The organism is Tepidicaulis marinus, assembly GCF_000739695.1.
GTDB classification, from domain to species: domain Bacteria; phylum Pseudomonadota; class Alphaproteobacteria; order Parvibaculales; family Parvibaculaceae; genus Tepidicaulis; species Tepidicaulis marinus.
This window is the reverse complement of the sequence record NZ_BBIO01000007.1, coordinates 60,658-80,091: the sequence shown is the minus strand read 5'-3', so window position 1 is coordinate 80,091 and position 19,434 is coordinate 60,658. Positions and strand designations below refer to the sequence as shown.

The window sequence follows — 19,434 nt, the reverse complement described above, 5'->3', positions numbered from 1 at the left end:
AATAGCCAAAGGCCGCCCGTTTAACCGGGCGGCCCTGCTTGCCTCATTGGCGGTGATGTTACCCGGCGATGCGCCAGGTACCGTCCGGCTGGCGGCAGGCCGTGCCGGTGCCGGTCTGCGGCTCACCGTCGATATAGATGGTCTGCTTATATTCGCGGCAGTAATTGTTGCCGGACTGGTAAACCGGAGCCGGCTCCACCACGCCGTAATGGCCGCTTTGCGGATTGCTCCAGCGCTGGGTATTGCCGGTTTCGAATGCCTGATAGGAGGCATTGTGCAGATATTGCCGGTCGGCCCGGTCGAGGCTCTGGCCGATATTGTTACCGAGGGCCGCGCCCAGAAGCGTCCCGATGCCCGTGGCAATCAGCCGCCCGCTGCCGGAGCCGAACTGCGAGCCGGCCACCCCGCCGGCAATGGCGCCGAGCACCGTACCGCCTGTCTGTTTCGGTCCCATCCCCGAGTTCGCGCAAGCGCCCAAGGAGATGGCGATGAGGCCGACCGCGAAATATTTCAGAATGCGCATTTCACACCTTGTCCTTTCCGTGCGTCCGTGCACTTCGAACATAAGACTAGACGCTTCGACCTATGTCTGGTGTGAATAGAACGTTCATACCCGGTTCAGGTTCCCGCCCTCAGCTCTCCGCCTTGGCGCGCGGCAGAACGAGCCGGGCGCGCAGCCCCCCGAGCGGGCTTTCTTCCAGCGTAAAGGCACCGTTATAAAGCGCCGCGATGTCCTTGACGATGGAAAGACCGAGCCCCGACCCCGGCTTTCGCTCATCCAGGCGCTGTCCGCGCCCCAGCGCTTTTTCCCGCTCTTCCCCGCTCAGGCCCGGCCCGTCGTCATCGACGCAAAGCGTTAATGTGTCCCCGTCCCCCGCCGCCCCGCTGGCATGAATACGCACCCGCCGCGCCGCCCATTTGCAAGCATTGTCGAGCAGGTTGCCGATCAGCTCCTCCATGTCCTGCGCTTCCCCGCGAAAGGCGAGCCCTGCCTCGCACTCCGCCTCGATCAAGAGGTTCTTATCGAGATAGATGCGGGCAAGCGTGCGCTCCATGCGCTCGATCAAGGGTTCGAGCGGGGTGAAAGCGCCAAGCACCCTCACGGAGGCGGCGGCCCGCGCGCGGGAGAGATGATGGTCGATCTGCTCGCGCATGGCGGCCGCTTCCCGCTCAACGAGCCCGGCCAGCGCGCCCTGCGAGCGCCGGCTTTCGTTCGTCAGCACGCTGAGCGGTGTTTTGAGCGCATGAGCGAGATTACCCACATGGGTGCGCGAGCGCTCCAGCACGTCCGTCGTGTAATCGAGCAAGCTGTTCAGCTCGTCCGCCAGCGGTTTGATCTCGGCGGGAAAATCCCCATGCAGCCGTGTTTGCCGCCCGGTGCGGATATCGCGCAAGGCGGTGCGCACATTTTCCAAGGGGCGCAGGCCGAAACGCACCTGGATCACCAGCGCAATGACAAGCCCGCCGCCCAGCATGAAAAGCCCGCCAATGACAAAGCCGTTGAACTGCGCCACTTCCGCGTCGATGCTTGAGGTATCGGCGGCCAGCGCAAAAGAAATGACGCGCGGATTTTCCGGCAACGCCAGCCGGCGCTCCAGCACCCGCAGACGCTGATCCTGCGGCCCGGCCATGTAACCGCGCCGGAGCCCGCCTTCATCGTCTTCTTCAAGCGCAGCGAGGCGTTTGAGCGGCAGCGTAATGTCCCAGAGCGAGCGCGAGCGCATCACTTCGCTGTCCGGGCCTTCATTTTCTTCCACCGCCTCGATGACGGCGGCGCTATCGAGCGGCGTGATCTGCCAGTACCAGCCCGAATAAGCCCGGTCGAAGCGGGTTTCGGCAGGGGTGCGCTGAAGCGAGATGCGTCCTTCGGGCGAAATTTCGGCGACGGCGACAAGCCCGTCCAGCATGACTTCCAGATTGCTGTCGAAGCTGCGCTCCACCGATTGGCGGAACAGCGAGGTGAGGCCAATGCCCGCCAGCAGCAGAAAAAGCCCGATCCACACCGTCGCAGCGGCGATCAGGCGAAAGGAAAGACTGTTCAGATCAAGCCGCATCTTGCGACATGGAAAGGCGGTAGCCGAGCCCGCGCACGGTTTCGATCGCATCCTTGCCGAGCTTGCGGCGCAGGCGCCCGATAAAAACCTCGATCGTGTTCGAGTCCCGGTCGAAATCCTGATCGTAAAGATGCTCGACAAGTTCGGTGCGCGAGACGACCCGGCCCTGGTGATGCATGAGATAAGCCAGCAATCGGTATTCAAGCGAGGTGAGTTTCACCGGCTCCCCGCTCAAGGTCACGCGGGCCGCGCGCGTATCGACGCGCAGCTCGCCGCATTCAAGCTCGCTTGTCGCATGGCCCGCCGCGCGGCGCAAAAGCGCGCGGATGCGGGCCAGCACTTCTTCGGTATAAAAAGGCTTGGTGACATAATCGTCCGCGCCTGCATCGAAGCCTTCCACCTTGTCCGACCAGCGCTCGCGGGCGGTCAGGATCAGGACAGGGAAATTGCGGCTGTTGCGGCGCCATTTTTCCAGCACCGTCACGCCGTCCATTTCCGGCAGGCCGAGATCGAGAATCACCGCATCGTAAGGCTCGGTATCGCCCAGAAAATGGCCTTCCTCGCCGTCATGGGCGGTATCGACCACATAGCCGGAATCCTCCAGCGCTTCTTTCAATTGCCGGCACAGCGTTTCATCGTCTTCCACAACAAGCAGTCTCATATGCCGTCTCCTTCAGCCCGCGGCTTACCGTCCCTGCACGCGCAGGATATCACCCGTGCGCGCATCCGCGATGACATGAACGACCCCGCCGCTCGGCGAGAGAATCTTGATCCGGTAAATCGGCGAGCGGCCTTGCGTCAGCTCCGCATCGAGCACCCGGCCCGGCACCTGCGCGCGCACACGCCCCAGCACCTTATCGAGTGAGACAAGCCGGCCCGACTGCACGCCCTCGCGCGCATCGTCCTGGCTTGCATGGGGGTTGGCCCAATTCGAGCGGAAGGGGTCCGCCGCCGCGCTGCCCGCCGCAAAAGGCCCCGCCAGCGCTGTCAGGAGCGCGGCCAGTGCCAGAAGCGATATGGGAGCCCGTGTCATCATGGCGCCAGTTCTAGCCCGGCGCGCGTGAACCGGCGATGAATACCCTCGTTTCATGGCATTCAGTTTTCAGGAGACGGCGGGCGGGTGCAAGGAAAGATCACCCGCCGCCGGTCTTTCCCGCGATCAAATTCCGTCGAAAACGACGAATTCCTCGAGCGGCGCGCGGGCCGTGCGCAGCGTGTTGATGGGCGCTTCTTCGTTCATATAGCCGAGCCCCATACCGCAGAAGAGCATCATTTCTTCCGGGATGTTCAGGAACTCGCCCAGCGTCTTGTACCAGATCGCCCAGGCCTCCTGCGGGGCGGTGTGCAGGCCTTCTTCGCGCGCGCTCAGCATGATCGACTGCATGAACATGCCAAGATCGGCCCATTGGCCATAGCCCATCTGCCGGTCCATCGCAAAGAAGAGCGCCACCGGCGCGCCGAAGAGATCGAAATTGCGCGCGAACTGCATCATGCGTCCGGTCTTGTCTTCCCGCGCCACGCCGATCGTGCCGTACATGTCTTCTCCGCACTGAGTGCGGCGGCTGCGGTAAGGTTCTTTCAGCCCTTTAGGGTAGATGTCGTATTCGGTGCCCTCGCCCGCCGGGTTCTGCGGCAGTTTTTCGGCGATCAGTTTCTTGAATTCCTTCAGCCGGTCGCCGCCCAGCACCCAGACGTTCCAGGGTTGCAGATTACCGCCGGAGGGTGCGCGTTTGGCGTTTTCCAAAATCTTGCGCACGGTTTCGGGCGGCACGGGCGTGTCGAGAAAGTCGCGGCAGGTAATGCGCGTCGCAAGCGCTTCGGAAACATTCATGTCAAATCCCCAATCGGTAATGGTGGTTGTGAGTGCCGAAAATTTCCGCCTAGCGGGCCGTCACGAAGGGCCAGAGCGCCGCGCCGCCGCGCTCGATGGCCGCATGGCCAAGCTCTTTTGCCCAGTCCCGCCCGCTGCCGAATTCCGCCCGCCAACTCCAGAGCCGGCGCGTTGCGAAATGCAGGCTGTGTTCGTAGGTAAAGCCGATGGCGCCATGCACCTGATGAGCAATGCCGGTGGCAAGGTTCGCCGCTTCATCGGCGCGGATTTTCGCGACCGCGATTTCAAAGCGCGCGCTTCCCTTTTCACTGTATTTGTCGGCAGCAGCGCAAGCATGGGCGGCGGCCACATTCGCGGCAGCTACATGGGTGCTTAAAACCGCAAGCTGTTGCTGAATCGCCTGAAACTTGCCGATGGGCTTGCCGAACTGTTTGCGCTCGCCCGCATATTGCACGGTCTGCTCCAAAAGGCTGGAAAGCGCGCCGCTCATTTCACAGGCCCGCAGCAGCGCGCCCCAAAGTTTCACATCCACAAGGCCGGGAATCTCCCCGCTCTCGGCAGCTTCCTCGCCGCTAAACACCACCGTGTCGCGCGGCTGGCGCGCCAGGTTGACGTCCTCCTCGATGGCCGCGTCTTTAAGCGCCACCAGCGCGATCTTTGTCGATTGCGCATCGGGCTTGGCGTGAAGGATAACGGCATGGCTTGCATGGCGGGCATAAGGCACGCCCGGCGCCTTGCCGCTGATTTTTCCTTTCTCAATCATTGCCCCCGCGCCGACAAGCGTCACCGGCCCGTCCGGCATCCCGATCCCGGCTTTGGCAAGCAGCCAGCCCGCCAGGATCGTCTCGCCGAGCGGCACGGGCGCGGCGTGCCGTCCGGCCGCCTTCAAAACGATGCTCGCTTCCGCCCAGCCGCCGCCGGCCCCGCCGTCGCTTTCGGGCACGAGAACGCGCGGCAGGCCGTTTTCTTCCAGCGCCTGCCAGAGCCCTGCTTGCCACTCGCCCGCTTCCGCCGCTTCCAGCACCTTGCGGGTGATGCGGCCTGCAAGCAAACGGTTCGCGGTATCGGAAAGTATGGTCTGCAACTCGTTCATGTCCGTCCCCTGCCCTTAGCGCAAACCAAGCCCGCGCGCGATGATCCCGCGCAGGATTTCCCGTGTGCCGCCGCGCAGCGAGAAAGAAGGCGCGACCTGTGCAAGATAGCCCAGCACTTCTTCATAATCGCTGCCGCCCGCAAGGCGCGGCTCGCCGCCCAGAAGTTCATGGGCTTTCACCGGCAGGCCTTGCTCGTAAATCGCGCCGAGGTCTTTGACCACCGAGGCTTCGAGCGCCGGGTTCTCGCCCGCTTCCAGCATCCCGGCGACGGAGAGCGACATTTGCCGCAAGGTCACGAGCTCGGCAATGAGACGGCCGATCTCCGCATCGGCGGAGCTGTCGCCGCGCGCTTTCAGCTCGCCCACCATTTCCTGCAGCAGGAGATAACTTGAAAGATAGCGTTCCGGTCCCGAGCGCTCATAGGCCAGTTCCGCCGTCACCTGGCCCCAGCCGCTGCCCTCGCTGCCGACCAGCATATTGTCCGGGACGAAAGCATCTTCGAAAACGACCTCATTGAAATGCGCATTGCCCGCAAGATCCGTGATCGGACGGATCGTGATGCCCGGCGTTTTCAGATCGACGAGAAACTGCGTGAGCCCGGCATGTTTATTGTCGGGATCGAAATGCGTGCGGAAGAGCGCGATCATGTAATGGGCTTTATGGGCGTTTGAGGTCCACAGCTTCGTGCCGTTGACCTTGTAGCCGCCCTCCACTTTTTCCGCACGGGTGCGCGTTGCGGCAAGGTCGGAGCCTGAATCCGGCTCGCTCATGCCGATGCAGAAAAAGCAGGTGCCCTTGGCGATTTCCGGCAGCAGCATCTGGCGCTGTTCTTCGGTGCCGAAATTGAGAAGCAGCGGCCCGCTTTGCCGGTCGGCGATCCAATGCGCGCCCACCGGCGCTCCGGCGGCAAGCATTTCTTCCAGCACCACATAGCGCTCGAAGGCGCTGCGCTCATGGCCGCCATATTTCTTCGGCCAGGTAAGCCCGATCCAGCCTTTCTCGCCAACCTTGCGGCTGAACTCAGCATCGAAGCCCATCCAGGTCTGCGCGCGCGTCACCGCCGGCATGTCTTTCAGCTCGTCGGCCAGAAAGGCGCGCACTTCTTTGCGCAGCGCTTCGGCCTCCGGCGGCAGCGTGCATAGATCGAACCGGAATTCCTGCATGGCGTCCGCCTCCCTCAGCGGTGTTCTTGTTATCGCTCATATAGGGTGTCATGAGGCGGTGAGCAATCTGGCGCAACGGCCCGCTCCCCGCAAGTTGCCGTAGGGGCAGGCAGACTGCGCGCGCCTCATGTCACCAGCGCGACGCTGCCCCCATCGATGCGCAGATTGACCGCGTTGATGGCGCCTGCGCGCGGTGAGCATAAAAACGCAGCGGCATCCGCCACTTCCTCGCGCGTTGCGATTCGCCCGGTAAGATTCCCGCCGAAAAGTTTCACCGCCTCGCGCTCGCGTTCCTCCCAGCTCTCGCCCCAGCCTCTTTTGGCGGCAAGGCGCGCGATCCATTCTTCCACTTCCGCCGTGCGGATAAGACCAGGGCTGAGCAGATTGACCGTCACGCCGGTCCCGCCAAGTTCCTTGGCAAGGGAAACCGTCATCGCCGCCATCGCGCCCTTTGCCGCGTAATAATGCGGGCGCTCGGCAGCAGGCTGAGTGGAGCCGATCGTGCCGAGATTGAGAATACGGCCCCAGCCAAGCTCTTTCATAGGGCCCATGGCAAGGCGGGAGAGGCGCTGCGCCGTCAAGACGTTGTGATTGTAGGAGGTTTCCCAATCACTCGTTTCGGCGCTTGCCCATTTCTTGCCGTCGGCAATACCGTAATTGTTGATGAGAATATCGAGACCGCCCAGCACCGCCACGGCTTCATCGTAAGCCTGACGCGCGCCTTCATCGGTCAAAAGATCGCCGCTCACGCCATGGGCGGTCAGCGCTTCTTCCCTCAGCCGCGCCGCTTCCCCTTCCGCCTTTTCGCGGGAGAAGCCGTGCAGCGCCACCGCCGCGCCTTCGCGCGCCAGCGTTGCGGCAATCACCGCGCCCGTACCGCGCTCTGCGCCGCTGATCAAAACCCGCTTGCCGCTTAGCTGCAAATCCATGATGCCCTCATCTCGCGCTCAAAACGGCGGTGATGATGCAGGCGGCAGCGCGCAATCACAAGCGCGGCTCAAACAGAAAAGAAATAAAGGGAAGGAATAGGGACGCGGAGGCTCCACGCGGCCTCAGGCCACGGAGCGGAAAGACGGGAATGGACCGCGCTTAAAGGTCCGCCGATGCCGTTTGAACGGACAGGAACGGAACGTTGCCGCTCAGCGAAGCCGAATATTCGACCCCGACCTGCAAACCCGCGACGAAGGAGGCCGCACTCAAGGTAAGCAGAAACAGCGACACGGCAAGCGCTTTCACATTGATGCGCCGGCGTTGCGGAAAGAAAATCATTCGCTGCGTCATGGTGCCTCTCCACCGGCCTTCCGGCCGGGCGTTTGAGTGAGTGCCCGGCCGATAGATACCGGACACCATGAAACAGACTAACATTGACGTTTTAAGCAAATCTGAACGGAACAATAAAAAAGTAACTTAAAATACTGTGCCCGGCACACTATTGACCGGAAGTCTCCAGGGCGGGCGCCCGGATCAACCTTCTTCCCGCCCGTTATTTCTTCCCCGGCTACTTTTCCCCAACTACTTTTCCCAGGGCCCCGCCTGGCCCGGCCGCGCATAGCCGATATTCAGAGCCAGAATCTCCAGGATCCGGTAGGTTTTGCCGATCCATTTATCGTCTTTCGGCGTCGGGGTGAGCGCGGTTACGGCCGAGGCCGCCCCCACCAGCGACAAGAGCGCCGAGAGCCAGTCGGGCACACTTGCCAGAATTGCCGGAATACCGGCGAGCAGATCGTTCATTCGCGCCTCCTTTTCTCCTGCGGCCCGCCGCAGGTCCTCTCCTCAAATGCCATCCCCGAAACGGGGTCCAAAAAGGGATAAAGCGCCGCCGCTTCTTCCGGGCGGACATAGAACCAGTGCCGGCCAATGAGCGCGCGCGGCAGCGCCCGCGCCGCCCAGGCCGGGGCCTCCTCATGGCGGTGAAACTGCGTCGCCCCGCCGGTCTCATCCGGCAGCGCGCCCGAAAGCGCGGCCCGGGAAATTTCGAGAAACCGCCCCGCCTCCCCCGTCTCGGGCTGCCGTACGGCAAGGCTTGCCAGCACGGCATAAAGCGAGCCGTCCCCATAAAGCGGATGCGCCCGGCCCATGGCCCGCTTATAGGCCCGCGCCCATAAAAGCCGGTTGCGGATCAGCGCCGCCAGCGCCCGGATGCTGGCCTCGCTCGCCTCGCCTTGCGCGCCCTCGTCTGCGGCCCAAAAGGCCAGCGCCGCCGCAAAGAGCCTTAAATGGCGCAAATCACGCGGGTCCGGATCGCCCGCCATATGATGATGGGGCGGCATGACACCTCCTGCTGCTGTTCTGAAATTCGCTGTCTAGGAATTTATTCCACAAATAAGAACAAAACAAGAACTATCTGCCACCCTGCATCACATCTGCGGGACGCTCATTTCCAGGCAGTGAATGGCAAGGCGCAGCCGCCCGCCGGTGAAATCCGCCCCTTGCGCGCTTATTCTCAAAGGCGTTGCGCCGTAATAAGCGGTCGGTACACCGCTCACCCCCACCACCGTGCTGTCCGCCACAGAGCCGATGCCATTGCCATAGCGCTGCGGATCGGCGGCAACGCCGAGCGCCCAGCTCGCGGCCCCCGTCAGCGTTTCGAGCACCCGGCCCGTCACGGCGAGAACGACGGCGCGGTCGGGAATGGCGAACCCCGTGTCGTTGAAGGCGCCCGCCGCGATCACATGATCGGCCTCGATCACCTTCGCCTGAAACGCCGCCCCGTTTGCGCTTATCCCCAAAAGCTCCGCCGCCTCCCGCCGCCAGGCGCCCGCACTGAAGACAAGGCTCACGCCTTCATCCGCAACAAAGGCGCGCCAGCCTTCCTGCGGCTCAAGAAACCGCCAGACCCCGGCGTCGAACCAGGCGAGCTTTCCTTCCTCGCCCGCCCATTCTCCGCTCGCCCCTTGGCCGACGAGATAACGCGCGCCTTCCTCCGGGGCGGGCGGCGGCGCTGCTTTTCCGCGTTCCCTTCGCGCCCGCTCTCCCCCTTGCGCCAGCCTTCGGCACGGGCCCTCGCGGAGAGCTTTTGATAGCTCAGCCCATAAGCTGCCGCGATTTCCTTGGGCGTGAGTTTATCTTCCGCCCAGGCGCGTTTGATCGCCGCCCAATCCTGTTCCGGCGTGCCGCTCATAATCCGTTTGCTGATCCCGAAGAATGCCGTGCACCAAGCAATAAAAAAGGCAGCCTTAAAGCTGCCTCATCGCTGCGCGTTTCGCGCTGCCGCTGGATGCAATTTTCCAGATGGGTTGGAGATAAGAACGCAGCGTTTCACTTTCAAGAGGCGCGCGAAAATAAATGCGGCTCACTCATCACCGTCGCCGCTTAGCCCGTCATAATGCGGCCAGGAAACGATGCGCCCGTCGAGTTCGTCATCCGTCACTTCTTCTTCCGAGACGACCTTGCCGCGCACGGATATACCGGCAAGATGCACGCTTTCCCGCTCGCCCGAGACGAGCGGATGCCACCAGGGCAGGTCCTTGCCGTCGCGCAGCAATTTATAGGCGCAAGTGTCCGGCATCCAATCGAGGTCTTTCAGATTGTCCGGCGTCAGCGTCACGCAGGTCGGCACGCGTACCGAGCGGTTTTTGTAATCGGTGCAGGCGCACGCCTCGCAGTCGAGAAGATGGCAGACCACATCCGTATAAAGGATTTCGGCCGTGTCCTCGTCTTCCAGTTTGACGAGGCAGCATTTCGCGCAGCCATCGCAGAGCGATTCCCACTCCGCCCGGCTCATCTCGTCCAAGGCTTTGCGCTGCCAGAACGGCGCGCCCGCGTCTTTACTCATCTCAGGTCCCGTCTCCGCCGCCCGTTTCGGGGGCATGGCGATTGCTTAATTCCCTTCATGGGCGCATGTCCAGCCCGCCTTTCGTGTCAGAATGGCACAGGGCGGCCTATTAGCGAGGGGAAATGGCGGAGAAACCGCAAGATGGCTGGCCCGAAAGCGGGCCGGAAAGAGACAGACTGTCCCCGCCCGGGCATGAGGGCGGGCGGGTCCGCGCGCGTCTGCGCCGCTGGGTCTCGCTTCTGTCTTTCTCTTTCATGGCGCTCACCGTCGCGCTCGGCCTTCTCGTCTTCTCGCTTGTGCCGCATCTGCAAAAGCAGATCGACAATCCCCAGCTTCTTGAGCAGCGCGCGGCCATGGTGCTCGATGCGGATGGTAAAGAGCTTGCCACGCGCGGCGGGCGCTATGCCGACATCGTGCCGCTGGAAGAAATGCCGCCTTATCTCATTCAGGCTTTTCTCGCCGCCGAGGATCAGCGCTTTTATTCCCATAGCGGTTTCGACATTCGCGGCATCCTGCGCGCCGCCTGGCGCAATCTGCAGGCCGGCGCCTTTGTCGAAGGCGGCTCGACCATCACTCAGCAGCTCGCCAAGAACCTTTATCTTTCCTCCGAGCGCACGGTGGCGCGCAAATTCCAGGAAGCGCTGATCACGCTTTGGCTGGAATCCCATTACACGAAAGACGAAATTCTCTCCGTCTATCTGAACCGCATATATCTCGGCGCCGGAACCTACGGCGTGGAAGCCGCCTCGCGCTTTTATTTCAACAAGTCGGTGTCGCAGGTCACGCTCGCCGAAGCCGCCCTTCTTGCGGGCCTGCCCAAAGCGCCGAGCCGTTTTGCCCCCACCAACAATCTCAAACGCGCCCAGGCGCGGGCCGATTATGTGCTGCAGCTTCTGGTGGAAACCGGCGCGCTGACGAACGGCGAGGTTTTCGCCGCCCGCGCCGAGCCTGCCGAAATCGTCGTGCGCGAGGAAAGGCTCGGCACGCATTATTTCGTCGACTGGGTTCTGGAAGAAGCCCGCGCCCTCATCCCGCCTGCCGACGGCACGATCATCATCCGCACGACGCTCGACGGCGCGATGCAGCGCAAAGCGGAAGCGGCGATGGAAAAGGCGCTGGCGGATCAAGGCCCCGCGGTGAATATCGAGCAAGGCGCGCTGCTCACGCTCGCGCGGGACGGCGCGGTCAAAGCCATGGTGGGCGGGCGCTCTTATCTCGACAGCCAGTTCAACCGCGCCGCTCAAGCCAAGCGCCAGCCGGGCTCCGCCTTCAAGCCGGTGATTTATCTCACCGCCCTTAAAAACGGTTTCGGCCCTTCGTCCATCATGATCGACGAGCCGGTGGACATTCACGGCTGGCAGCCGGAAAACAGCGCCGGGCGTTATTGGGGTCCCGTCACGCTTCTCACCGCGTTCAAACATTCGCTGAACACCGTCGCCGTGCGGCTGACCGAGCAGGTCGGCCGCGGCAAGGTGATCGGGACGGCACGCCAGCTCGGCATCAAAAGCCCCATCGCAGCGCTCCCCTCCCTTGCGCTCGGCGCTTCGGAAGTGACGCTTGTGGAACTGACCGGCGCTTATCTTCCCTTCGCCGCCGACGGTAAGGGCACGGAGCCCTGGGGCATTACGGAAATTTCGACGCCGTCCGGCATCGTGCTTTACGAGCGCAAGGAAGAACCGCGCCAGATCATTTCCCCCCGGCGCGCGCGGGACATGACCCATATGCTCCATCAGGTGATCGCGGAAGGCACGGGCACGCGCGCCAGCCTCGGGCGGCGCATGGCGGCGGGCAAAACCGGCACCAGCCAGAACAACCGCGATGCCTGGTTCATCGGCTACACCCATCAATATGTAACCGGCATCTGGTTCGGCAATGATGACAACTCGCCGAGCGCGGGGGCGAGCGGCGGCGGCATCGCGGCCAGCACCTGGAGCGCTTATATGAACGACATTCACCGCGGCCTGCCGCGCATCGCCCTTCCCGGCGTCCGGCGCGAGCCTGTGGTGGCCCGCCAGGGCAAGGAGCAGGAATATTTCCGCCAGCTTTCCGCCCTCTTCCGCTCTGTCCCGCCCGTCAGCGCGGGCCGGACGACGCGCTTTCGCCAGGGCGGGGAAACGATTAGGGTAAGATAAAAGGGGAGATGGGGAGTGAAACTCGCAGGAAAACTGATCGCCGCCTTGCTCGTGGCGCTGGCGCTGGGCGTGGGTTCCGCCTGGTGGATCGTCGATGGCGGGCTCGGGCGCCTCGGCTTCGGGGCGGCGGCGCAAAATGGCGCCTGGCACACCAATCTTGCCATCGGCTCCCCCGCCGCCGACCCTTACACCCGCGCCGCCGTGGCCCGGCAGGGGTTGCTCGCGCTTTCAAAATCCGAAACGGTTTACTTCACCGCCTTTAGCGATGATTCCGGCGCGGCGCTGAAAACCAATTGCGCCTATGTCATCTCCGGCGGCAAGCTGCCCGCGCGCTGGTGGTCCATCACCGCTTACGGCGCGGACCATTACCTCATCCCCAACAGGGCGGATAAATATTCCGCCGCGATGAACACCGTCACCTGGACGAATGAGCGCTTTCTTTTCACCGTCGGCCCCGAGGAAGAATCTGAAAGCGCGCAGGGCGACTTTGTGCCGACGGGATATGAAGGCGGAAGCGGCGCTTCCTTCTCGCTGACCTTGCGGCTTTATAATCCGGAGCCCGAAGTTGCCGCCGCCCCGCAAAACCTTACCCTGCCGACCATCACGAAGGAGCGCTGCCGATGAAAAGCTGGCCTTTCTGGATTGCCGGCACGCTGGTGCTGGCCGTGCTCTTTCATATTTCCGCGATCCTTGCCTACCCTTATGCCGTCACGGGTGTGCTGCACAGCCGCGTGGTTGAAAGCGAAGGCGCGAATAAAATGATCGCCGGTCCCCGCGCCAGCGCCGAGGCGCGCGGCGTGGTGCGCCCGAGCCCCGATCTTCTTTATGCGATCTGCGCTTATGATCTGACCTCCGGCCCGGTGAAATTTTCCGCGCCCGTGCCGGACACCTACTGGTCGCTTTCCATGTTCGCGGCCAATACGGATAATTTCTTCACGGTGAACGATACCCAGGCCGCCCGCGACGAGGTGGAAGTTATTCTCGTCACCGAAGATCAGATCGTGCCGGATCCCAAAGGCATTCCCATCGTCGTTGCGCCTTCGGCCAAGGGCGCCGCGCTGGTGCGCACGCTGATTTCCTCCGAAGACAAGCTTCCCGCCCTTCAAGAGGCCGTGAAAGCGGCCCGCTGCGCCACGATGTAAAGCGGGAAGGCGTGAGCAGGACTTGCGGCGGGGCGCGCCATCGGTTAGTCCTGCCCGCCTGATGAAGGCCCTTCGTGGTGGCGGGCCCGCATTCATGGACATTTCCGTGCGCCGTATCACTGCCGGGGCGTTTGCCCGGTTTCTCCGTCATGCCGTGCCCGACGCGCCGCAATTGCCCGGCGCGGAAAAATGGCGCGCGGTTGCAGGCGCGCTGACCGGCATTTTCGTGACCGGCCTGCTGTCCCAATATTGGCTCGGCGTTTCCAGCGCGGGCAGCGCCTATCTTATCGCGCCGATGGGCGCTTCCGCCGTGCTTTTATTCGCCGTGCCCGCGAGCCCCCTGGCCCAGCCCTGGTCCATCATGGGCGGCAATGTGCTCTCGGCGCTGGTCGGCATTTGCGCGGTGAAGATTTTCGGCGATCCGGTTTTAAGCGCGGCCTTCGGGGTTGCGGGCGCCATTGGCCTCATGGCTGCCTGCCGCTGCCTGCACCCGCCGGGCGGCGCGGTGGCGCTGACGGCCACGCTCGGCGGGCCGGACATTTTCGGTGCGGGCTTCACGTTCGCGCTTTTTCCGGTGGCGGCCAATTCCGCGCTTTTGCTTTTGACCGCGCTCGCCTTCAACAATGCCACGCGCCATTCCTATCCCCATGCCGCCCCCGCGCCGCACGGCAAACCGGCGGGCCAGGAGCCTCTTGCCTTCACCCATGAGGATATCGAGGCGGTGCTCGGCGATTACGGCGATTTTCTGGATGTCAGCCCTGAGGACGTCGAAACGCTGATCAGGGACGTGGAAGCGCGCGTTCATGCCCGCGCCGCCGCGTCACAAAAGCCCGCCGCCCGCCCCGCGCTCAAACGCGCCTCCTGACGTCCGCCCCGCGCGCTCTATCTTCTGCACATAAGAAACTGCTAAACTGGCCGCTCATCTGGTCATGGGGGATGTCATGAACCGATCCGTTCTTGTCGGTGCCGGAATTGTTGTTGCCGCCGCCGCGCTGCTTGCTTTTCTCTTCGCGCGCGAGGATGCGCCCGCCCCTAGCGCGGGGCACGGGCTGCGCGCGATTACTTTCGTGACGGACTGGAAGGCGCAGGCAGAGCAAGGCGGTTTCTATCAGGCGAAAGCCATGGGCTTTTACGAGGAAGCCGGGCTCGATGTCACGATCCGCCAGGGCGGGCCGGGCGTCAACGTGCCCCAGCTCATTGCCGCGGGCGCGGTCGATATGGGCATGGGCTCGAACAGTTTCATTCCGCTCAACACGATCGCGGCGGGCGCTGAAATAAAAGCGGTGATGGCGAGCTTTCAAAAAGACCCGCAAGTGCTCATCACCCATCCGCGCGAAGACATCCAGTCCATCGCCGACATGAAAGGCAAGCCCATCATGATCGCCGATGCGACGATCAGCGCGTTCTGGGTGTGGCTGCGCGCGAAATACGGCTTCGAGGATACGCAGATCCGCAAATACACGTTCAACCTTGCGCCCTTCCTTTCCGACCCAGAGGCCATTCAGCAGGGCTACCTTTCCTCCGAGCCCTATCTCATCGAAAGGCAAGGCGGTTTCAAGCCGCAAGTCTTCCTGCTTTCCGATTACGGCTATCCGGGCTACGGGGCCTTCGTGCTTGCGCCCGACAGTTTGATCGAGGAAGAGCCGGAGGTGGTGCAAGCCTTTGTCGATGCGACGATCAAAGGCTGGATCAGCTATCTTTACGATGACCCCGCCCCCGGCAATGCGCTGATCCTCGAAGACAATCCGGAAATGAGCGAGGACGTGCTCGCCCAGGCCGTGGAAAAACTGCTGGCCTACGGCATCGTCGATTCAGGCGAGACGGCGGAGCTCGGCATCGGCGCGATGAGCGATGAACGCTGGAAAGAATTTTTTGAACTGATGGCGCGCGAAGGCATTTACGACCCCGCCCTCGATTACAAAAAGGCTTACACGCTGCACTTCATCAATAATGGCTACGGGCGCGATTATCAGCGCGGGCTTGGCGAATGACGAAAGCCGGGCTTTTGCAGATCGAGGGGGCGGGGAAAACCTACCGGGGCGGAACGCAGGCTCTTTCCGGCATCGACCTTGAAATCGGCCGGGGCGAGTTCGTCTCCCTGGTCGGCCCCTCGGGCTGCGGCAAGAGCACGCTGCTCCGCCTCATGGCCGGGCTCCTCAGCCCCAGCGCGGGCACGCTTTCCTGGGCAGGCGGCGCGCGGCCCGAAGCCGGTTTCGTTTTTCAGGACGCAACGCTCATGCCCTGGGCGGATGTCTTTTCCAACGTGCATCTGCCGCTTAAGCTGAAAGGCATTTCCGCCGAAGACGCGCGCGCCCGCATCATGGCAGCGCTTTCCCGCGTCGGGCTCGGCGAGGCGGCCCATGCCATGCCGCGCGCGCTATCGGGGGGTATGCGGATGCGCGTTTCCATCACCCGCGCCCTTGTCATGGAACCCACCGTGCTTTTCATGGACGAGCCTTTCGCCGCGCTTGACGAGCTGACGCGGGAAAAGCTCGATGACGATCTCCTCACGCTCTGGAACGAGCAGGGCTGGACCGTCATCTTCGTCACCCATTCGGTTTATGAAGCGGTCTATCTTTCCGAGCGCGTCCTCATCATGAACGAGACCGGGCGCCTTGAAGCCGATATGCCCATCGAAGGCGGCTTTCCGCGCGGTCAGGCTTTCCGCGACAGCCAGCTCTTTTTCGAGCAGGTCAAAAAAGTCAGTGCCGCCTTGCGCGGCAGGAGCGCGCCATGAGCTTTTCCTCCTCTTCCTCCGCGCGCCTTTTGGGCTGGGCATTGCCGCTCCTTGTCGGCCTCCTCTTTCTCGGGGCCTGGGAATGGGCGGTGCGCGCGCAAGGCCTGCCCGAATTCATTCTCCCCGCCCCGAGCCGCATCGGCGAAGCGCTTGTCACTAATGCCGGATCGCTTTTCCTTTCCGCCTGGGTAACGCTAAAGGTGACGCTCGCCGCTTTTCTTCTGGCCACGGTCAGCGGCGTCGGCCTTGCCGTGCTCTTTTCCCAGAGCCGGGTGGTGGAAACCGCCTTCTTTCCTTATGCGGTGATTTTGCAGGTCACGCCCGTCGTCGCCATCGCCCCGCTCATTCTCATCTGGGTCGGGCTCGACAATGTGGAACTCGCGCTTCTCATTCTCGCCTGGATCGTCGCCTTCTTTCCCATTCTCTCCAACAGTGTGCTCGGCTTGCGCTCGGTCGATCACAATCTGCGCGATCTCTTCCGCCTTTACGGGGCCAGCCGCTGGCAGACGCTGACCGGCCTGCAGCTTCCCGCCGCCCTGCCCCATATCCTCAGCGGCATGAAAGTGTCGGGCGGGCTCGCGCTTATCGGGGCCGTGGTGGCGGAGTTCGTCGCCGGCTCCGGCGCCTCCACCGGCCTTGCCTGGCGCATCATCGAGGCAGGCAACAGGCTGCAAATCCCTAAAATGTTTGCGGCTTTAGTGCTGCTCTCCCTCCTCGGCATCGCGATTTTCTTCGCGCTCAGCCTTTTGGAATACGCCCTTTTGCGCCGCTGGCACGAAAGTGCCGTCAAACGGGAGAGCTGAGTCCCGCGCCATATTCACATGCACGTCATGTGGATAATATATTTCTACACCTCTATTGACGCAGATTATGAAAATGACCATGTTTACGCCCAAATGAGGCATATTCCCCGCGCGCGTGTGAAGGCCCGCGGAATTTTACCGGAGATAGGTTTTGGCCCAGCACTCTAACAAAATGGCCCAGGTTCAGGCCGTCACCGCCAACCGGCTGATCGACGGGGTGGTGGTTTATCTGACGGCCAAGGGCGCGTGGTCGGAAAAGCTGGCCGATGCCGCCATTGCCGAAGGCAAGGAAGCGGCCGAGGCGCTGCTTGCAAAAGCCAATCCCGCGCTCGAGCAACAAGAGATCGTGGAGCCCTATCTCTTCGAAATCGCCGAGGAAGACGGCACGCTCGTGCCCGCTTCCGTGCGCGAGCGCATCCGCATGGCCGGGCCGACGGTCCGCCTCGATCTCGGCAAACAGGCGGAAGGCAAAACCGCTTGAGGGGCCTGAGAGGCAAGGGATAAGGGCCGAAGCCCCGCCCCGCGTGAATGTTTTAAAGCTGCAGGACAAGTCCGATGTATCGTTATGACGAATTCGACCACGCTCTGGTCCAGGACCGGGTGAAACAGTTCAGCGGACAGGTGCAGCGCCGCCTGGCCGGTGAAATTACCGAGGACGAGTTCAAGCCGCTGCGCCTGATGAACGGCGTCTATTTGCAGCTTCACGCCTATATGCTGCGCGTTGCGGTGCCTTACGGCACGCTTTCTTCGCGCCAGATGCGGATGCTCGCCCATATCGCGCGCAAATACGACAAAGGCTACGGCCATTTCACGACGCGCCAGAACATTCAGTACAATTGGCCGGCGCTGAAAGACATTCCCGCCATTCTGGAAGATTTGGCTTCCGTTGAAATGCACGCGCTGCAGACGAGCGGCAACTGCATCCGCAACGTGACCTCCGACCAATATGCGGGCGTCGCCGCCAATGAAGTGGAAGACCCGCGCATCTGGTCCGAGATCATCCGCCAATGGTCGACGCTGCATCCGGAATTCTCGTTCCTGCCGCGTAAGTTCAAGTTCGCCGTCACCGGCGCGCCGGAAGACCGCGCCGCCATCCGCGTGCACGATATCGGCATCGAACTTGTGAAGGGCAAAGACGGGCGCACCGCGTTCGACATTTATGTCGGCGGCGGCCAGGGCCGCACGCCCATGATCGGCAAGCTGATCGGCAAGGCGATTTCGCAGGAAAACCTCTTGACCTATCTCGAAGCCATCATGCGCGTTTACAACATGCATGGCCGGCGCGACCATCTCTTCAAGTCGCGCATCAAAATCCTCGTCCACACGATCGGCGAAGAAGAAATGCGCCGCCAGGTGGAAGAAGAGTTTGCCGCCATGCAGAAAGATGGGCCGGTGGAACTGCCGAAAGCCGAGATCGAGCGCATTCAGGCCTATTTTGCCCCGCCCGCTTACGAGACGCTGGAAAACGATCCGGCCGAGCTTAATGAGGCCTTTGAAAAGACCCCTGCCTTTGCCCGCTGGGTGAAGCAGAATGTCGCCGCGCATAAAGTGCCGGGCTACGCCATCGCCAATATTTCACTCAAACCCGTGGGCGGCGTTGCAGGCGATGCCTCGTCCGAGCAGATGGAAAAAGTCGCCGAGCTGGCGGACGCTTATTCCTTTAGCGAGATCCGCGTGACCCATGAGCAGAACCTGGTGCTCGCCGATGTGCCGCAGAAAGACCTTTTCGCGCTTTGGCAGGAGCTCGACGCGAACGGCCTCGGCACGCCCAATCTCGGCCTCATTACCGACCAGATCGTTTGCCCGGGTCTCGACTATTGCAACCTTGCCAATGCCCGCTCGATCCCGATCGGCCAGGCGATCGCCAAGAAGTTCGAAGACCTCGACCGGCAGAACGATATCGGCGAATTGAAAATCAAAATCTCCGGCTGCATCAATGCCTGCGGTCACCACCATGTCGGCCATATCGGCATTCTGGGCGTGGACAAAAAGGGCACCGAATTCTATCAGGTCTCCCTCGGCGGTTCGGCGGACGAGAAGACCTCGCTCGGCGACATTACCGGCCCCGCCTTCACCGAAGATAAGATCGTCGGCGCGGTGGAAAACATCGTGGAAACCTATTTGAGCGAGCGTCAGGATGGCGAGCGCTTCCTCGACACCTATCGCCGCATCGGCATGAAACCGTTCAAGGAGAAACTCTATGCCGCTCATTAAGGATGGAGCCTTCGTCGAAGACAAATGGACGTATGCTGATGAGGAAGGCCCGCTGCCGGAAGGGCCCGTCATTGTCTCGCTGACGCGCTGGCATAACGAAAAAGAGGCGCTTGCCGCCCGCACCGCCCCGCTCGGCATCAAACTTCTTTCCGGGGAAGAGCCGAAGGAGATTGCGGGCGACCTCGATAAATTCGCCGTGATCGCGCTCGATTTTCCGATGTTCAAGAACGGGCGCGCCTATTCTTACGCGCGGCTCCTGCGCGAGCGGTATGGCTATAAGGGTGAGCTGCGCGCCACGGGCGATGTGCTGCGCGACCAGCTTTTCTTCATGCACCGCTGCGGCTTCGATGCCTATGAAGTGAGCCAGCGCATCACCATCGATGGCTGGAAAGAGGCGATGGACGAGATTTCCGTGGTCTATCAGCCGGCAAGCGACGGGCGCAAAACCATCTTCCAGGCCCGCCACGGCGGCTGATTTTCCGGCCTTTC

Annotated in this window: 23 protein-coding genes; 10 read left to right on the top strand and 13 right to left on the bottom strand. The window is 62.4% G+C overall.

Annotation, left to right across the window (positions count from 1 at the left end; translation table 11 throughout):
* Positions 1-58: 58 nt before the first annotated feature.
* From M2A_RS08280 to M2A_RS08220, 13 genes are all read right to left on the bottom strand, one after another.
* Positions 59-523, bottom strand: a complete 465-nt coding sequence (locus tag M2A_RS08280) for an RT0821/Lpp0805 family surface protein (protein ID WP_045445665.1) — start codon at positions 521-523, stop codon at positions 59-61.
* A 109-nt stretch (positions 524-632) separates the two neighbouring features.
* Positions 633-2,054: an ATP-binding protein gene (locus tag M2A_RS08275; RefSeq protein ID WP_045445662.1), complete on the bottom strand. Its 1,422-nt coding sequence runs from the start codon at positions 2,052-2,054 to the stop codon at positions 633-635.
* Entirely contained in the window at positions 2,044-2,715 is a 672-nt protein-coding gene (locus M2A_RS08270) for a response regulator transcription factor (RefSeq protein WP_045445660.1), read from the bottom strand. The genes M2A_RS08275 and M2A_RS08270 overlap by 11 nt, the downstream gene beginning before the upstream one ends.
* Positions 2,716-2,739: 24 nt before the next feature.
* The gene (locus M2A_RS08265; RefSeq protein WP_052379317.1) at positions 2,740-3,090 is read right to left on the bottom strand and encodes a PepSY domain-containing protein; all 351 of its coding nucleotides are present in this window, start codon (positions 3,088-3,090) and stop codon (positions 2,740-2,742) included.
* 123 nt (positions 3,091-3,213) lie between these two features.
* Positions 3,214-3,885 carry a nitroreductase gene (locus tag M2A_RS08260; protein WP_045445658.1) on the bottom strand — a complete coding sequence of 224 codons (672 nt, stop codon included), beginning with the start codon at positions 3,883-3,885 and terminating at the stop codon, positions 3,214-3,216.
* Between the two features lie 49 nt (positions 3,886-3,934).
* Positions 3,935-4,978: an acyl-CoA dehydrogenase family protein gene (locus tag M2A_RS08255; protein ID WP_045445656.1), complete on the bottom strand. Its 1,044-nt coding sequence runs from the start codon at positions 4,976-4,978 to the stop codon at positions 3,935-3,937.
* A gap of 15 nt (positions 4,979-4,993) precedes the next feature.
* Positions 4,994-6,142 (bottom strand): acyl-CoA dehydrogenase family protein, encoded by a 1,149-nt coding sequence (locus M2A_RS08250; RefSeq protein WP_045445654.1) that lies wholly within the window; start codon positions 6,140-6,142, stop codon positions 4,994-4,996.
* A 125-nt stretch (positions 6,143-6,267) separates the two neighbouring features.
* Positions 6,268-7,071, bottom strand: coding sequence for an SDR family NAD(P)-dependent oxidoreductase (locus tag M2A_RS08245; protein ID WP_045445652.1), 804 nt, complete (start codon positions 7,069-7,071; stop codon positions 6,268-6,270).
* Between the two features lie 160 nt (positions 7,072-7,231).
* Positions 7,232-7,423 carry a hypothetical protein gene (locus tag M2A_RS08240; RefSeq protein WP_147446258.1) on the bottom strand — a complete coding sequence of 64 codons (192 nt, stop codon included), beginning with the start codon at positions 7,421-7,423 and terminating at the stop codon, positions 7,232-7,234.
* 231 nt (positions 7,424-7,654) lie between these two features.
* Positions 7,655-7,873, bottom strand: coding sequence for a hypothetical protein (locus M2A_RS08235; protein WP_197052882.1), 219 nt, complete (start codon positions 7,871-7,873; stop codon positions 7,655-7,657).
* On the bottom strand, positions 7,870-8,412 hold the full coding sequence (locus M2A_RS08230; RefSeq protein WP_045445647.1) for a DUF7742 family protein: 543 nt from the start codon (positions 8,410-8,412) through the stop codon (positions 7,870-7,872). The genes M2A_RS08235 and M2A_RS08230 overlap by 4 nt, the downstream gene beginning before the upstream one ends.
* 87 nt (positions 8,413-8,499) lie before the next feature.
* On the bottom strand, positions 8,500-9,129 hold the full coding sequence (locus M2A_RS08225) for a DUF2793 domain-containing protein (RefSeq protein WP_081875489.1): 630 nt from the start codon (positions 9,127-9,129) through the stop codon (positions 8,500-8,502).
* A 305-nt stretch (positions 9,130-9,434) separates the two neighbouring features.
* Positions 9,435-9,953 carry a YcgN family cysteine cluster protein gene (locus M2A_RS08220; RefSeq protein ID WP_439645668.1) on the bottom strand — a complete coding sequence of 173 codons (519 nt, stop codon included), beginning with the start codon at positions 9,951-9,953 and terminating at the stop codon, positions 9,435-9,437.
* A gap of 86 nt (positions 9,954-10,039) precedes the next feature.
* Here M2A_RS08220 and M2A_RS08215 point away from each other — a divergent pair, with 86 nt between their 5' ends.
* The 10 genes from M2A_RS08215 (at position 10,040) to M2A_RS08170 (ending at position 19,420) form a co-directional block, all read left to right on the top strand.
* Entirely contained in the window at positions 10,040-12,049 is a 2,010-nt protein-coding gene (locus M2A_RS08215; RefSeq protein ID WP_052379314.1) for a transglycosylase domain-containing protein, read from the top strand.
* Between the two features lie 15 nt (positions 12,050-12,064).
* The gene (locus M2A_RS08210; RefSeq protein WP_052379313.1) at positions 12,065-12,673 is read left to right on the top strand and encodes a DUF1214 domain-containing protein; all 609 of its coding nucleotides are present in this window, start codon (positions 12,065-12,067) and stop codon (positions 12,671-12,673) included.
* A complete protein-coding gene (locus tag M2A_RS08205) occupies positions 12,670-13,191 on the top strand; it encodes a DUF1254 domain-containing protein (protein WP_045445644.1) in 522 nt (173 codons plus the stop codon). Before M2A_RS08210 ends, M2A_RS08205 begins: the two co-directional genes overlap by 4 nt.
* A 106-nt stretch (positions 13,192-13,297) precedes the next feature.
* Entirely contained in the window at positions 13,298-14,056 is a 759-nt protein-coding gene (locus M2A_RS08200) for an HPP family protein (RefSeq protein WP_197052881.1), read from the top strand.
* A gap of 76 nt (positions 14,057-14,132) precedes the next feature.
* Complete coding sequence (locus tag M2A_RS08195; RefSeq protein ID WP_045445848.1) at positions 14,133-15,182, top strand: ABC transporter substrate-binding protein; 1,050 nt, start codon at positions 14,133-14,135, stop codon at positions 15,180-15,182.
* A complete protein-coding gene (locus tag M2A_RS08190) occupies positions 15,179-15,928 on the top strand; it encodes an ABC transporter ATP-binding protein (RefSeq protein ID WP_045445641.1) in 750 nt (249 codons plus the stop codon). The genes M2A_RS08195 and M2A_RS08190 overlap by 4 nt, the downstream gene beginning before the upstream one ends.
* Positions 15,925-16,731, top strand: coding sequence for an ABC transporter permease (locus M2A_RS08185; RefSeq protein ID WP_045445638.1), 807 nt, complete (start codon positions 15,925-15,927; stop codon positions 16,729-16,731). Before M2A_RS08190 ends, M2A_RS08185 begins: the two co-directional genes overlap by 4 nt.
* A 172-nt stretch (positions 16,732-16,903) precedes the next feature.
* Positions 16,904-17,212 (top strand): DUF2849 domain-containing protein, encoded by a 309-nt coding sequence (locus M2A_RS08180; RefSeq protein ID WP_045445635.1) that lies wholly within the window; start codon positions 16,904-16,906, stop codon positions 17,210-17,212.
* Positions 17,213-17,286: 74 nt separating this feature from the next.
* Entirely contained in the window at positions 17,287-18,945 is a 1,659-nt protein-coding gene (locus M2A_RS08175) for a nitrite/sulfite reductase (protein ID WP_045445632.1), read from the top strand.
* Complete coding sequence (locus M2A_RS08170) at positions 18,932-19,420, top strand: DUF934 domain-containing protein (RefSeq protein WP_045445629.1); 489 nt, start codon at positions 18,932-18,934, stop codon at positions 19,418-19,420. The genes M2A_RS08175 and M2A_RS08170 overlap by 14 nt, the downstream gene beginning before the upstream one ends.
* The last annotated feature ends 14 nt before the right edge of the window (positions 19,421-19,434 follow it).

Coding starts and splice junctions, on each gene's coding strand:
- M2A_RS08170 (WP_045445629.1), top strand. CDS start 18,932: ATGCCGCTCATTAAGGATGGAGCCTTCGTCGAAGACAAATGGACGTAT.
- M2A_RS08265 (WP_052379317.1), bottom strand. CDS start 3,090: ATGATGACACGGGCTCCCATATCGCTTCTGGCACTGGCCGCGCTCCTG.
- M2A_RS08185 (WP_045445638.1), top strand. CDS start 15,925: ATGAGCTTTTCCTCCTCTTCCTCCGCGCGCCTTTTGGGCTGGGCATTG.
- M2A_RS08255 (WP_045445656.1), bottom strand. CDS start 4,978: ATGAACGAGTTGCAGACCATACTTTCCGATACCGCGAACCGTTTGCTT.
- M2A_RS08215 (WP_052379314.1), top strand. CDS start 10,040: ATGGCGGAGAAACCGCAAGATGGCTGGCCCGAAAGCGGGCCGGAAAGA.
- M2A_RS08280 (WP_045445665.1), bottom strand. CDS start 523: ATGCGCATTCTGAAATATTTCGCGGTCGGCCTCATCGCCATCTCCTTG.
- M2A_RS08240 (WP_147446258.1), bottom strand. CDS start 7,423: ATGACGCAGCGAATGATTTTCTTTCCGCAACGCCGGCGCATCAATGTG.
- M2A_RS08235 (WP_197052882.1), bottom strand. CDS start 7,873: ATGAACGATCTGCTCGCCGGTATTCCGGCAATTCTGGCAAGTGTGCCC.
- M2A_RS08220 (WP_439645668.1), bottom strand. CDS start 9,953: ATGCCCCCGAAACGGGCGGCGGAGACGGGACCTGAGATGAGTAAAGAC.
- M2A_RS08260 (WP_045445658.1), bottom strand. CDS start 3,885: ATGAATGTTTCCGAAGCGCTTGCGACGCGCATTACCTGCCGCGACTTT.
- M2A_RS08230 (WP_045445647.1), bottom strand. CDS start 8,412: ATGCCGCCCCATCATCATATGGCGGGCGATCCGGACCCGCGTGATTTG.
- M2A_RS08175 (WP_045445632.1), top strand. CDS start 17,287: ATGTATCGTTATGACGAATTCGACCACGCTCTGGTCCAGGACCGGGTG.
- M2A_RS08270 (WP_045445660.1), bottom strand. CDS start 2,715: ATGAGACTGCTTGTTGTGGAAGACGATGAAACGCTGTGCCGGCAATTG.
- M2A_RS08180 (WP_045445635.1), top strand. CDS start 16,904: ATGGCCCAGGTTCAGGCCGTCACCGCCAACCGGCTGATCGACGGGGTG.
- M2A_RS08275 (WP_045445662.1), bottom strand. CDS start 2,054: ATGCGGCTTGATCTGAACAGTCTTTCCTTTCGCCTGATCGCCGCTGCG.
- M2A_RS08190 (WP_045445641.1), top strand. CDS start 15,179: ATGACGAAAGCCGGGCTTTTGCAGATCGAGGGGGCGGGGAAAACCTAC.
- M2A_RS08245 (WP_045445652.1), bottom strand. CDS start 7,071: ATGGATTTGCAGCTAAGCGGCAAGCGGGTTTTGATCAGCGGCGCAGAG.
- M2A_RS08205 (WP_045445644.1), top strand. CDS start 12,670: ATGAAAAGCTGGCCTTTCTGGATTGCCGGCACGCTGGTGCTGGCCGTG.
- M2A_RS08195 (WP_045445848.1), top strand. CDS start 14,133: ATGAACCGATCCGTTCTTGTCGGTGCCGGAATTGTTGTTGCCGCCGCC.
- M2A_RS08250 (WP_045445654.1), bottom strand. CDS start 6,142: ATGCAGGAATTCCGGTTCGATCTATGCACGCTGCCGCCGGAGGCCGAA.